Source organism: Vibrio sonorensis (genome assembly GCF_001854765.1).
Classification (GTDB): Bacteria; Pseudomonadota; Gammaproteobacteria; order Enterobacterales; family Vibrionaceae; genus Vibrio; species Vibrio sonorensis.
Window position 1 is genome coordinate 132947 of the sequence record NZ_LJJE01000092.1, and the last position, 14977, is coordinate 147923.

Consider the following 14977-nt stretch of genomic DNA (forward strand, 5'->3'; position numbering starts at 1 on the left):
TAAAAAAAAGAGCAGCTCATCTTTTCGCAAAGTTCGGTGAACAACTCCTTTCCCTGTCATTTTTATTCACAATTTATTTTCCATCGGATCTTTACATCAACGAAAACTATTTATTGTTTTTCTACTGCGGGTTAGCAAACAAATAATGGTGTAGGGATCTAGCAACAAAATCGGGATTAATTATTACTAATTAATCCCAAAACAGTGTTTTTAGAACATTAATTCACGATTTTTACTGTTATCCAAGTTTTAGAGAAAAAGCTCCCTTTATTCATATGGTTGTTAATAAGTTGGGCTAATAAAGGTCTGGTTGTTTTGAATCTTTCTCATAAGTGAGACTTTTCAAGCAGGGCGGGTTCTGTAGCGCAATAAACCGGAATGTTAGACTGTAAATGATAAAAGTGTTATTTACCTCCTTGTTGCGACGTTCTGCAAAATAATCGTCTAAACTGTGAAGTGACACGTTGATATAGCATATAGCCATTAGATTTTGATAGATTTGTTATTAAAGGCAAATTGTATCGAAATGTTATGGCTTGTCAGCGGTGTTTTCAAAGGAGGGATGATGTATGGGTGCAGATGTAATCCAGCAGCAAACTAAGGTTGAATCAGTATCGGGAGATGTGGTTGTTGTCGATAGCAATGGCGCGGCCCATAAAGCGCAACCAGGAGAAACCCTGTCACCCGGTCAGATACTTATCACGGTAAACCAGTCGAACCTGACATTAACCTCTGGGCTAAACGCTTTTGTTCAAAACCCCAACTGCGTGAGCTGTGTTAAGCCAAGCGGTGATCTTCTTGGTGCGCAGCTCAACTCAGAACTGGTTTTAAGCCAAGAGTCGCCAGATGAAGTGGCGTTTGGCGAAGATGACATTGCCGCGCTTCAAGAAGCAATATTAGAAGGTGTCGACCCTACTCAGGCTCTAGAGGCAGCAGCAGCAGGTGTTGGTGCAGGAGGCTCAAGTTCGGCTAATGCCGGCTTTATTACTATCGATTATAACTTTCCCGAAGTGCTTGCTAGCACCTTCTTCGAAACCAGTTTTCAAGCACAAAATAGTATTGAGACAGAAGATGACGATTTTCGTGCCCTAGTCTTCGCCGATGGTGGTGAGACCAGTTCGCAATCTATTACAGAAGATCTTCTCAACAACCCCGATTCAGTCATTGCTACAACTAGCGTGACAATTTTTTCTGGTGATTTACCTCTAGACCCTGACTCTTTCGAGTTTACCGATGCGTCTCTTTCGGCATTGCTATCAGAACTAAACTCCGATATTACCACCAATGGTAACGCGGTCACGTTTACTTACGACAGTGACACAAAAACGATTACGGGGCGCTCGAACGGCCTTGAAGTGATGACCATCTCAATCACCGCAACGAGTTTAGGTAGTGATGTTCAAGTTGATTTCACAACCGAGCTACTACAGCCAATCGATCACCTGCCTTCAGTTGGGGGAGGAGTGGTCGCTATCAGTGGAGACCAAATTACCCTTAGCGGCCAATTGACGGGTTCGGATATTGGCTCAAACAGCATACAAACGCCAGTTAATGTGCAAGTCTCCATTATTGATGGCGCTAATAGCGAGATTGCCAGCGTCGAAGAATCTACGCTTTATGAAGCCGGACTTACTATCGGTTCTGGCGTTGGTAATCAAACAGTAACAGCGAACGGCGAGATAACCTTTGAACAAGGAAGCGATGAAATTGTTTCTCTAGTTATCGATGTAGAGAGTTTCAACAATAACAGCAGTCTTACCTCACAAGGTAACGACATTACTTTGCAAGTGACAGATGCGAGTCAGGGGAAATACACCGCATTTAGTATAGAAAACGGTGTTAGAACCGATGTTTTTGAAGCGACGTTAACTCTTAACCAATCGGGAACGTCTTTCACAGGACAATATCAAATCACGCTCTTGGCTCCACTTGACCACGACCAAGGCGCTAATAATGTCGATCTGCAAATATCACTGCCTATTTTGATTACCGATGCAGACGGAGACCAGTCACAAGCTCGCGATATTACCGTTAACATTACCGATGATACACAAGTACTGGTAGGTGGTGCTCTTGATGTGACCGAGCCAGATGTGGGGCAAACGGCTTTCTCCAATACCATTAATGTGATCAGCCAAGCGGGTGCTGATGGCGCGGTAGTGACTCAATTTACCTTTGATGGTACCACCTATAGCGTGGATGGGAGCCAGACAAGCTATGGGGTGACGGGTGGTACGCTGTACATCAATCAAGCGGGAGAGGTGTATTATCAAGCCGACCCAGAATCCGATCATCCACTGAATAACTTACTGAGCTATGACTTGGTCGTCACTGTGGTGGATGGTGACGACGATCCGAAAGCCATACCACTGACGGTCAATATTACCGATGGCAACCTGCCTGAGATTAATACCATCGCTTCGACCCAAGTCTACGAGTCAGGTATTACGGGTGGCAGCCAAGAAGGGGTGACTGCGGTATCGGCTAACGGGGTGATTTCACTCACTACTGGCAGTGATGAGATCATCGCGCTTAAAGTGAATGTCAGCGAATTCAATACCAACAATTTGCTGGAATCTGGCGGTGAGCGCATCACGCTAGAAGACAATGGAAACGGACTGTATAGCGGATTTATTGGCTCGGGTGCGAGCAAACAGACCGTGTTTACCGTCGAATTAGACCAAACCGACCTCAACGGCTATACGGTGACTTTATTAAAACCCTTGGATCACGACCAAGGTGCCAACGATGCCACCCACAGCCTAGTATTGCCTGTCTACGCCGAGGATAAGGACGGCGATAAATCGGCACAAATGAATCTAAGCGTTACCGTGCACGATGACGAGCAAGTGCTGGTCGGTGGTGATCTTGATGTGATCGAGCCAGATGTGGGGCAAACGGCTTTCTCAAACACTATTAACGTGATTAGCCAAGCGGGTGCTGATGGCGCGGCAGTCACTCAGTTTACTTTTGATGGTACCACCTATAGCGTGGATGGTAGCCAAACAAGCTTTGCGGTGACGGGTGGTACACTGCATATCAATCAAGCAGGGGAGGTTTATTATCAAGCCGACCCAGAATCCAACCACCCACTGAATAACTTACTGAGCTATGACTTAGTCGTCACCGTGGTTGATGGCGACGACGATCCAAAAACCATACCACTGACGGTCAATGTTACCGATGGCAACCTGCCTGAGATTAACACCATCGCTTCGACCCAAGTCTACGAATCGGGTATTACGGGTGGCAGCCAAGAAGGGGTGACTGCGGTATCGGCTAACGGAGTGATTTCACTCACCACCGGCAGTGATGAAATCATCGCCCTTAAAGTGAATGTGAGCGAGTTCAATACCAACAATTTTCTGGAATCTGGCGGTGAGCGCATCACGCTAGAGGAGAATGGCAACGGGCTGTATAGCGGATTTATCGGCTCTGCCGCGAGCAAGCAAACCGTGTTTACCGTCGAATTAGACCAAACCGACCTCAACGGTTATACGGTGACTTTATTAAAACCGTTGGATCACGACCAAGGTGCCAACGATGCCACCCACAGCCTAGTATTGCCTGTCTACGCTGAGGATAAGGATGGCGACAAATCGGCACAAATGAATCTAAGCGTTACCGTGCACGATGACGAGCAAGTGCTGGTCGGTGGTGATCTTGATGTGACCGAGCCAGATGTGGGTCAAACAGCATTCTCCAATACCATTAATGTGATCAGCCAAGCGGGGGCAGATGGCGCGGCAGTCACTCAGTTTACCTTTGATGGCACCACTCAAACTGTAGATGGTAGCCAGACAAGCTTTGCGGTGACAGGTGGTACACTGCATATCAATCAAGCAGGGCAGGTTTATTATCAAGCCGACCCAGAATCTGACCACCCATTGAATAACTTACTGAGCTATGACTTGGTTGTTACCGTTGTTGATGGCGACGACGATCCAAAAACCATACCACTGACGATCAATATTACCGATGGCAATCTGCCTGAGATTAACACCATCGCTTCGACCCAAGTATACGAATCGGGTATCACGGGGGGTAGCCAAGAAGGGGTGACTGCGGTCTCGGCTAACGGGGTGATTTCACTTACCACTGGTAGTGATGAAATCATCGCCCTTAAAGTGAATGTCGGCGAGTTCAATACCAACAATCTACTGGAGTCTGGCGGTGAACGCATCACGCTAGAAGACAATGGCAACGGTCTGTATAGCGGATTTATTGGCTCGGGCGCGAGCAAACAGACCGTGTTTACCGTCGAATTAGACCAAACCGACCTCAACGGCTATACGGTGACTTTATTAAAACCCTTGGATCACGACCAAGGTGCCAACGATGCCACCCACAGCCTAGTATTGCCTGTCTACGCCGAGGATAAGGATGGCGATAAATCGGCGCAAATGAATCTAAGCGTTACCGTGCACGATGACGAGCAAGTACTGGTAGGTGGTGATCTTGATGTGACCGAGCCAGATGTGGGGCAAACGGCTTTCTCCAATACCATTAATGTGATTAGCCAAGCGGGTGCAGATGGTGCGGCAGTCACTCAGTTTACCTTTGATGGCACCACTCAAACGGTAGATGGTAGCCAGACAAGCTTTGCGGTGACAGGTGGTACATTACATATCAATCAAGCAGGGCAGGTTTATTATCAAGCCGACCCAGAATCCGACCACCCATTGAATAACTTACTGAGCTATGACTTGGTTGTTACCGTTGTCGATGGCGACGACGATCCAAAAACCATACCACTGACGGTCAATGTTACCGATGGCAACCTGCCTGAGATTAACACCATCGCTTCGACCCAAGTCTACGAGTCAGGTATTACGGGTGGCAGCCAAGAAGGGGTGACAGCGGTATCGGCTAACGGGGTGATTTCACTCACCACTGGCAGTGATGAGATCATCGCCCCTAAAGTGAATGTCAGCGAGTTCAATACCAACAACCTACTGGAATCTGGCGGCGAGCGCATCACGCTAGAAGACAATGGAAACGGACTGTATAGCGGATTTATTGGCTCGGGCGCGAGCAAACAAACCGTGTTTACCGTCGAATTAGACCAAACCGACCTCAACAGTTATACGGTGACTTTATTAAAACCTTTGGATCACGGCCAAGGTGCCAACGATGCCACCCACAGCCTAGTATTACCTGTCTACGCCGAAGATAAGGATGGCGATAAATCGGCGCAAATGAATCTAAGCGTTACCGTGCACGATGATGCTCCAAACAGTATTTCTGTTGATCTCGCTGCAAGTGATGTCACCGTAAATGAAAGCGAACTGTCCGTCGGTTCGGATTCGACAACAGTAATTGCCCAAGCGAGAGGCGAGTTTGACGTCAGCTCAGGTGCTGACCTGATTGGCGAGTTTGTTATTATTAACGGAGATACCGTTGCAAGTGGGCTGAGATCCGGTGGAGAACTAATCACGGTTACTCAGCAAACTGGTACCTCTTCTACCTACCTTGGGAAGGCGGGTACTGAAACAGTATTTAGGCTGACGTTAAATCAAGATGGTACTTACCACTTCGTTTTAGAGCAGCCTCTAGACCATACCCCTAACCTAGATGAGTTGATCCTCGGCTTTGAAGTAGCGGTAGTAGATAGCGATGGCGATCAGTCTTTGCCAACCTCCTTAAATATCAAAGTGGTTGATGACGGGCCGGAGATTACGTTGATCGCCGGAGAACGTTTGGTCGATGAAGACGACTTAAGTCGAGGTTCGGATCGGGTTAGCAGTGATGATGCGACGATCTCAGGGACCATCACACTTAACGAGGGGGCGGATTCGGTTGTTCGATTCCAGTTAGAAGATCCCGATGCCGTGCTGGCTGGTATCACGAGTGGCAATAATAAAGCCTTGTCATGGGCACCCGTTGATATTAGCGGTGAAGTCACCACTTACACGGCACAAATGAACAATGGTCGTCCCGTATTTACCTTGACTTTGGACGCGTTAAACAACACCTATGAGTTTGAGTTGATTCGCTCTCTTAATCACCCATTAGGTTGGATGAGAATAGCCTTCAGCTCTTGTTCAATGTTCAGGCGGTGGATTACGACGGGGATGTTAGTCCTTCGATGTCGTTGCCTGTTACCGTCACTGACGATGTTCCTACTCTGACGGAACGAAATATTGTCCAGCAGGAAGGCGATGATTTCAGCAGCACGGTAAAACTGTTCGCACGTGGTACCGACAAGGGGGCTGATGGGGCAACAGTTACTGAGGTAGAAGCCGTCAACGGAACTGATTCCACCTTTTTTGTTGATGCACAATCTAACGTTACTTTGGCAAGAGGTTGGAACGAATATCAGATCACGCAAGAGTACACCCCCGCGAATACTGGCACACCTGAAACTCGATTGTTGGGTACCTTGCGCATTCACCACAACGGCAACGTAAGGTTTGATCCTGAGGAAAACTTAGATCAAGAAGGAGATTCACTACAGTTCTCACTGAACGTGACGGCAACTGATGGGGATGGTGATCAGTCTACAGTTCCGGTCAATATCACCATTACCGATAAGCTAGCGACAGCGGAGATTCAAACGCTGATCGCAACAGAGGATACAGGGCGCGGTATAGACAGTTCATTAGAACAGGCGAATGCCAAAGATAACGTCGATGGCAGTGCACTTCCCGAGCAACTCAATTTTGAGGTTTCTTTAGGTGATAGGGACAACGGAGAAACTCTACAAAAAATCACCATTACCGACGGTAATCCTCACGGGACTTTTTACTACAAAGACGGTAGCAATTACATCGCTTTGCCCCTTGATGGGAACAACAAACCTTATCTGACCGCTGACTTAATGGATAAGGCCAATAATGGTGATGACGATAACTATATCGAAACCATTAGCAATATCTATTTTGTTCCCGATCGCCATTATTCCACTAACTCTGATGGCTTTAGAGTGGATTACCAATTGGAAACTCACAATAGCGATGGCTTTGATCATTCGATTACTGATCACTTCATTATCAAAATACAAAATGTCGCTGATACGGCTGACTGGAATCAAAATCAAACCGATAACTTGTATACGACTCAAGAAGACTCGGATTGGGATGATGTTCAGTTGCAAATCCAAGCATCTACTCAGGACCGAAGCCGTCCAGAAACGATTACCTATCTATTGTCAGTCGTTCAAGGTGAAGGCGATTTTGTTTTACGGGATAAAAACGGAGATGTAATCAACAAAAACAGTGATGGCGTCTATGAGTTTACGGTTGAAGAGATGAAAGACGTGTACGTCGATCCAGATGACCACTTCTCCGGACAAATTGAGTTTAGCGCCGTTGCAAAAACAGAGGAACAAGACACCTTCTCTGCTCTGCAAGAAGCCCAGAGCGCTGCTCAGCAACTTATTGTTGACGTCAGTCCTCATGCGGATTCTGGCGGTACCATAAGTACTCGACGAATCAGCATCTTTGAAGATAACGCACTTAATCAAGACTCTATCGATCCTAGCCAAGCGGATCAGCATGACCCGTTTTTACTCAGTGAGGTAATAACTTTAAGTGGAAGTGCAGACCAAGACTCTTCAGAAGTTCTTTATGTTAGGATTTCAAATGTCTCGCTAGAGGGAGTAACCCTGAAATGGTTGGACGATTTGAACCCGTCTCAAATCAATCAACAAAATACGCCAACGGGTGAACTTGAATATTATGAAATACCCTACCAGTACCTAAGCTTAGTTGAAGTCGTTCCACCACTACACAGCAATGAAGATTTCAACTTTAGAGCCGAGGGTATCGTCAAAGATACCGCCACATTGAGTAGTGGTGAAAGCGTTGATATTACCTCGATAGGTTCCAAGCCTGTTTATGTCAGTGTTAAGGCGTTGCCGATGTGCCTTTCTTACCTAGTCTGCCGGATCTTCCTAGTGACGGTGGAGCGGACAACACTTGGTACAACATGGCATCAGCAGCGGGAAGCTTTGGCGCCCAAATCACTATTGAAGAGAGCGGTACGGCCGAAATGAGCTTTGCGGTTCTATCTGGAGAATATGCAGGGTCTCCTCCCGCACCAGCTACGGATCAGTCAGAGTCGCTATCGGTGCTTTTATCTAACATACCGGATGGGGTAAAAATCTATGACGCAACAGGTGAAACCGTAGACTTAGTTTTGGTGGATTTTGTCAATGGTGAACCGGTTTATCAGGCGAACATTGCACAACAAGATCACCCTTCGGGGATCACGATAAAAACCCCAGACTCTATTAGTGGCAATATCAGTTTAAAAGCGACGGTTATCGTGACAGAAGACGATGGTCATGTGCGCGAAGTAGAAGGGGATGTCGTAGTCAAAGTTCGTCCAGTGATCGAAGCTGGTAGTCATGAAGGAGACGGATATTCCACCGTGTCTAAGGGTTTTGAAGACGAGTTTATTAAGGTCAATTGGCCGCTTCCACGCGATGAGCGAATTGACGCCGATGAGCAAGTGGTTCAAATAGAACTTATCTTCGATCAAAACCGACCAGTTGGTCAGGTCCCCAATGATATTGAGATACAGCTGGTTGATGCCAATGGGCTAGCCACACCTCTGTTCCCTATTAACGAGAGCCTAGTGTTCAATAGTGCTCACCCAGAGTTTGCTGATTTGCTAAGTGGTATTGCCTATATTCAGGTGAAAGGACCAGAGCATTCGAGTACAGATTTTATTATCGATACCAAGATCACCTATCAAGAGCAAGATGACGAGCTGATCGCAGGAAATTCGGATAATGAAGGCACAGTGACCGCGGTTGTGGAAGGCAGTACTAAGGTGAAAATTGCCCCCGTTGTAGAGCCAGAAGACGGTCTGAACAAGCTAACAGTGCTGGATGAAGACGAACAGCTGGTGGACTTAACGGCCAATAACCTTGAAGTAGACAACTTAGGTGCGATTAACTTTACGGTTAATGAAGAGCAAAACGTAGCTCAAGATACGTTTGCACTTAACTACAGCAATGTAGATCCCAGTTCTACTGAGGAAGTTCGTGAGCTTATCGTTGATTTTGGCAATGTTGCGCCAGAGGTGTTAGACCAGCTATTTGTCACCAATGCCATCAACAATGGCAATGGCACTTGGACAGTGACCGACCCGAGTAACTTTGCTATCAAGGCACCAAATGGTTTAGACCTTGGTTCGGGCACAGACCCAAATGTGTTTAATGAGCTCGATGTCACCATCTGGACTAAAGTGGTTGATAAAGGTGTTGCGGATGACGGCAGTGGCAGTGCCGACGTTGATCGCAAGATCGATATTACGCTTAGTATTCCCCAGTTTATTACTGGCCCGAATTCGGACGCCGCAGAAATCGTCTTTACTCAAGATGCCAGTACCAATCCCAGTGACCACACCGACCCTAATGCAGTTGTCATTGGTAGCGAGGACAACTCCGTTCAACTTGCTTCAGCACTCTTTAATGAGTTTGCTCCCGGCCAGTCAATATTGAGTGTGACAAACTTTGACAGTGCAAAAGATGAGCTGAGTATAGTTATCAATAAGGGCGACTTACCGGCAGGTTCGAGTATTGAAGGAGCAGAAGATGATTTTGTTAACGGTCAGTGGGTATTTAAAGCTCAAATAGAAACCGATGGTTCACTGACAAACCTTTCCGGATTGAAATTTGTTCCACCGAGAGATTTTTCTGGTGATTTTGAGCTGCCCATCCAAGTTGTCGTTACCGATACATCGTCTGGTGATGAGAACCTATATCCGAATTTGATGATCTCAATAGTTATTCAGCCTCTGGCAGACGACGGTCCCAGTGGACAACCAGAGGATGATCGCTCAACACCAAAAGTTGAGGTATCTGTATTGGGCACGGTAGGTATGCCTGATGAATCCGATGGTCACGCCTATGAAGACGGGCTGATCAAACTGGACTTTGACATTACACTTCGCGATCTCGACACTTCGCAAGATGAAGGTATAGAAACCCTTACAGAACTGACACTGACCTTGCCGTCTGGCGTTAAAGGCGAGTTTGTTACATCCGCTGGCTCGCCACTTGGAACCAGTGTTACTTTCTCTCTTGCCAATGGTGATGATATAGCCACGGAGTTGAATCAGATTTTCTTCAAACCCGAAGAAAACTATCCTAGTGCGGATAACTTAAACACGGTGACGGTGCAGGTAAGCGGTACCATTGTGGACAAAACGCTATTTGATGAAACGGCCGCCACTGGGGTCAATGACACTAGCCAAGGTAGTTTTAACAAAAACGTGTCGTTCGACGTTATTCCAGTGATAGATGATATAGCGCTGACAATCCCAGGTGCATCTCCTAGTGAACAGGTGGTTGTCGGTGGTGAAGATGAGTGGATAGGGCTGAATGTGGGCGGCAATCCTGTTGAACTAGCCCTGACAGACACCGATGGGTCTGAGCAATTCATTTCGGTTAAACTAACGAATTTGCCTGAAGATTTCCTCGTTAGAAGCACGGATCCAGATAGCTATATTGTGAAAAACAATGGTGGCGGCGAATGGAGTTTGCAGCTTGTCGACAACAATGTTGCCACGTTGGATCTGTCTTCTATTGAGGTGAAGCCCGCCAAAGACTTTAGTGGTGATGTGAATATACAGATTTCCGCCATAACTAAAGAAGCGTTACTCAATGAGGTAAAACAGCACAACAGTGTTGATATTCCAATTAAGGTTACTCCAATTGGGGATGCTGTCGACGTCAATCCAGTGGTCGATGTTTCTGGTAAAGAAGGGGAGGATATTGCCATCGCGGTTAACATAGATGTTATTGATGATGCGTTGTCTATCCCTACTGGTGGCACCTACTCGGAAAACGCTGCAGAAACCTTGCGACTGGAAGTGTCCAACGTACCGGATGGCGCGAGCTTGACCATAGCTGGAGCGACATTACTTAGCGTGAATTCAGGCACTTGGACCTTTGATGTGCCGACACAAAGCTTGGCTCAAGTCATATTTAATTCCGGAGACCACAACAGTGCGACTAACTGGAGTCAGTCTCTCTCCTTTAAAGTTCAATCTGTAGATAGTGATGGAAGTACAGTCGATTTAGGGCCAGAAAGTCGATTTGATGTATCGGTGAATGTTGACGCGGTTAATGACCAACCCGTATTTGAAAATGTACAGCAATTAGAAGTGGTGGAAGACAATAGCATCGCCATTGACCAATTTAGCATTGCTGATGTTGATGCGCAGGCGGGGTATGACAACGCCAACGCGCCTTATCTGTTGACCGTGACAATAGACAACGGCAGTTTAGTTCTAGATCAACTAGCAGCTGATGCGTTAGGCGTCACCTATCAGTTTAACGGAGCAAAAGAACTAGAGCTAACAGGGGAAATAGGCCAGATCAATACCTTGATCACCAGTGGACTCATGACCTATCAGCCCGATCAAGATTTCTTTGGTGATGTTGCAGTGAACCTAGTTGTTAACGATGGGGGTAACGCAGGAGAAGTCATTGCAGGAGATGTGACGACAGCAAATACCAATCAAGCTCAGTTTGTTATCTCGGTCACTCCGGAAAACGATGCGCCGACCACTTCGCCAGTCACATTGAATGATATTAATGAAGACGCAGCCGTTATGGTGATAACGGCCAGTGATTTACTGGTCAATGCACAAGATATTGAATCGGATACGCTTTCAGTAGAACAAGTGACTCTTGCCGATGGAAGTCAAGGCGAGTTAACGGCTATCAATGCAACCACGTGGCACTTTACTCCTGCCGAAAACTTCCATGGCAATGTGGTGTTCAATTACGTGATTCGAGATGATGGCACTACCAATGGTCTCACTGATACTAAAACCGTTTCTGGTAGTGCGACAGTTAATGTACTTGCTGTAAACGACGCACCAGAAATAGACGAAACTCACCTAGTAAACACCATAAATGAAGCATCTATGCAGCAGATTACTGGACTGCAAGTTCAAGATATAGATTTTGCAGGGGTGTTTGCGGATGAAGAAATTTCCGTCACCCTCAGTGTCAGTCACGGCAGCCTATCGGTTGTTTTACCTAACCCTACCACGCTGTCGTATAGCACAAGTTTAAGCGGTAAAACCACAATCCAAGGGCATTACACTGAGCTTAACAGTTTGCTAAATGGCGATTTAGTTGGTGGTGGCGTTTATGTAGATGCAACAGCTATTTCCGCAAACACCATCGACCTAACCGTTCGCGTTGACGATCTCGGTGTTCACGACTCTATTTCCGGTTTGTCTCTCTATGATACGGAAACACACCAAATCGATGTCACTCCCGTTGCCAATACACCAAGTTTAGAGGTGGCGTCAGACAGCAGTTTCGTTCGCAATGTGTTTGCTCACCTCGGCGTGAGTCAGCAAGGTATCGCTTTAGTGGGAATCGTTGCATCTTTAACAGACGCTAATGAAACGCTCTCACTAGAAGTGACAGGTCTTCCCCTTGGAGCGAGATTTGAAAGTGCAAATGGCACTGTTAATGAGTCAGGCGGAGTGTGGAGTGTCGACGCCGACGCCATATCGGATCTTAACTTAGTCGATGCACCAATAGGGAACCACACCCTTTCCATCGTGGCGGTTTCCGAAGAAAGCAACGGAGAAACAGCAAGGTCCAGTAGCGTAGATTTTACTTTCAATATAGTGGCGGATAACAGTGATTTAGATGCCTCTGCAGAGGGAGTTGACTCTTGGCTACTTGCATCTGATAACAGTACGGAACTCACTGGCGGTGACCAAAAAGACAAGCTGGAGGGGGGACAGGAGATGACACGCTCAACGGCGGTGCAGGGGCCGATATTATTGAAGGCGGTGAAGGAAACGATATCTTGACCGGAGGTGACGGAATCGACATCTTTGTGTGGCATGAAATCCAAGATGGTGCTCAAGATAAAATCACAGATTTCAGCCTGAACGATGGCGACCAGATCGACCTTAGAGACGTATTACCTGAGTTAAAAGAGCAAGATATCAATATGGCGACTTTGTTCTCTCATATCGATGCGGTCATCGTGAACCAAAAAGACATAGAGCTATACGTGCATCCAGATGGAGTCGGACATGGGGAGCAGAGTATCGTCATTGAGGAGTTGGCGATGCAATACGATTACACAGCGATGAGCTCAGATGAAATCGTATCGACGCTAGTGGCGCAACAAGTCTTAATGCACGATACCTAGAGTTACCCCAATGCAGTTTCCGAATAGGGAACTGCATTGAGGAAAAACGATGTCATGTCGTCGGAAGAACAGTTGCGCTCTAGCAAGTGTTAGCGACGATTATTGTCGAGCCACTGTTTAAGCTTACTGACCGACTGCAAAGTGTTTTTGATTTCCTCACTGTCCCACTCTTCAAAACAACTAAATAATTCTGGCTCGAAGCTAGTGAAAGCTTGTTGAAGTTTAAGCAAACCTTGCTCTGTAATCGAAATCCACTTTTTCCGACCATCGTGCTTATCTTTTTCTGCACTAACCAGATCCATATCTAGCAATTTGTTGATCACTTTCGTGATGCCCGGTTGATTCATCTGCATTACCGACGCCAACTCGCTGATAGTCTGAGCGCGATCGGGCTGGTGAGAAAAATGAGATAGCACATTTAGTTGTGAGCGAGTGATACCGTGAGGTATCAAGGCCTTGTCCAACCAATCATCCGTTAACTGATGAACAATCCCAAGTGTGACAAAGAGTTGTCGTGACAAAAGTGCTTTTTGTTGATCCATTTTAACGATCCTTCTTGACAAATATTCCAAGGAATATATTATTTATTCCGTGGAATGTATTTTAGCGTTTAACCGTGAGTAGGACAAGAAGATGAATAGAAGAAACTTTATTAAAATTCTAGGAACCAGTGCCGTTGTCGTGGCCGCAACCCCAATGTTGGCAGGTAAGTTCGGTGATTCAGAACCGCTGAAGTTACGAGATGGCCACGAGTCCAATGACATTAGAAAACGCCTACTCAGTTACGCACTCTTGTGTCCCAATGCACACAACACTCAGCCGTGGAAAGTCGCCTTATTAGGCGGGAATACAATTCGTCTTTTTGTTGATGAACAGCGACTACTTCCGCAAACCGATCCCGTTCACCGCCAGATCCACGTGAGCCAAGGCACCTTTATTGAAAGCCTAGTTATTGCCGCCTCCCAGTTTGGAATTAGGGCGGATGTGACTTATTTCCCAGAAGGAGAGTACGACAACCAAAGTCTAGAAAACTTACCAGTGGCGGATGTCGTATTAACACCCGACCCGTCCATTTCGCCGGATCCATTGTTTTCCCAGCTTGCTATTAGACGTTCGATCAAAACTCAATACCAGAATGAAACTCTGCCAAAAAATGACTTATCAATACTGGCAGATTTGGTGAAAGATACAGATTTTGAACTTCGCTTTATTGATCAAGAAAGCCAAAAACAGCAGATGGCCGACTATCTTGTGCGAGCAATGGAAATAGAAGAAAGCAATAACAAACGAAGCTTAGAGACAATTTCAATGTTCAGGTTTAGTGAAGAAGAGTTTGCTAAATATCGCGATGGATTCGGCTTGGAGCAAAATGGTGTTTCTGGGGTGAAAAAGTGGTTAGCAGAGTCGTTCTTCTTGTCCCGTGAGTCAGCGGAAAAAGATCCGGCGAGTTTTGGCAAAGAAGGGATTAAAACGACAAAGAATGCTGTTAAAGGCACTCAGCACTACGCATGGCTATCAACCAAAGACAATACAAGAGAAACACAAGTCAAGTTGGGGCGCTTGTATAACCGTTTTAACTTGATGACAACTGCACTGGGTATTGCACAACACCCAATGAGTCAAATATTACAGGAATACCAAGATATGCTGCCGCTACAATCTGAGTTTAAACAATACTTTGGAGTCGAATCCAGTCATACGGTACAGATGTTGTTCCGCTTGGGAAGAGCGAAGCCAACCCCACTGACACCGCGAAGAGAAGTCAGTGACCTTATTGGATAAAAACGATCTGGTCGGAGTAGTGCTGTGCTTTTTTGCATAATTATTGATGGTCA

General features: G+C 46.3%; 5 protein-coding genes and 1 pseudogene. 5 read left to right on the forward strand and 1 reads right to left on the reverse strand.

The window, feature by feature from the left end:
* Positions 1 to 569 precede the first annotated feature (569 nt).
* The 4 genes and pseudogenes from BLO31_RS23225 (at position 570) to BLO31_RS24590 (ending at position 13142) form a co-directional block, all read left to right on the forward strand.
* Positions 570 to 6131, forward strand: a complete 5562-nt coding sequence (locus BLO31_RS23225) for a retention module-containing protein (protein WP_084659874.1) — start codon at positions 570 to 572, stop codon at positions 6129 to 6131.
* Positions 6089 to 7996 (forward strand): hypothetical protein, encoded by a 1908-nt coding sequence (locus BLO31_RS23230; RefSeq protein ID WP_084659876.1) that lies wholly within the window; start codon positions 6089 to 6091, stop codon positions 7994 to 7996. The genes BLO31_RS23225 and BLO31_RS23230 overlap by 43 nt, the downstream gene beginning before the upstream one ends.
* A 3362-nt stretch (positions 7997 to 11358) precedes the next feature.
* Positions 11359 to 11784: pseudogene (locus tag BLO31_RS25230) on the forward strand (cadherin-like domain-containing protein); the annotation flags it as partial.
* Positions 11785 to 12791: 1007 nt separating this feature from the next.
* On the forward strand, positions 12792 to 13142 hold the full coding sequence (locus tag BLO31_RS24590; RefSeq protein WP_281182289.1) for a type I secretion C-terminal target domain-containing protein: 351 nt from the start codon (positions 12792 to 12794) through the stop codon (positions 13140 to 13142).
* 89 nt (positions 13143 to 13231) lie between these two features.
* Here the strand turns inward: BLO31_RS24590 and BLO31_RS16420 are convergent, their stop codons facing one another.
* Complete coding sequence (locus BLO31_RS16420) at positions 13232 to 13684, reverse strand: MarR family winged helix-turn-helix transcriptional regulator (protein ID WP_070969107.1); 453 nt, start codon at positions 13682 to 13684, stop codon at positions 13232 to 13234.
* 91 nt (positions 13685 to 13775) lie between these two features.
* On the opposite strand from BLO31_RS16420, the gene BLO31_RS16425 reads away from it, so the two are divergent.
* Complete coding sequence (locus BLO31_RS16425; RefSeq protein ID WP_070969110.1) at positions 13776 to 14924, forward strand: Acg family FMN-binding oxidoreductase; 1149 nt, start codon at positions 13776 to 13778, stop codon at positions 14922 to 14924.
* Positions 14925 to 14977 lie beyond the last annotated feature (53 nt).

Excerpts from the sequence above, each read along its gene's own strand:
- BLO31_RS23230 (WP_084659876.1), top strand. The coding sequence starts at position 6,089 with ATGTCGTTGCCTGTTACCGTCACTGACGATGTTCCTACTCTGACGGAA.
- BLO31_RS23225 (WP_084659874.1), top strand. The coding sequence starts at position 570 with ATGGGTGCAGATGTAATCCAGCAGCAAACTAAGGTTGAATCAGTATCG.
- BLO31_RS16420 (WP_070969107.1), bottom strand. The coding sequence starts at position 13,684 with ATGGATCAACAAAAAGCACTTTTGTCACGACAACTCTTTGTCACACTT.
- BLO31_RS16425 (WP_070969110.1), top strand. The coding sequence starts at position 13,776 with ATGAATAGAAGAAACTTTATTAAAATTCTAGGAACCAGTGCCGTTGTC.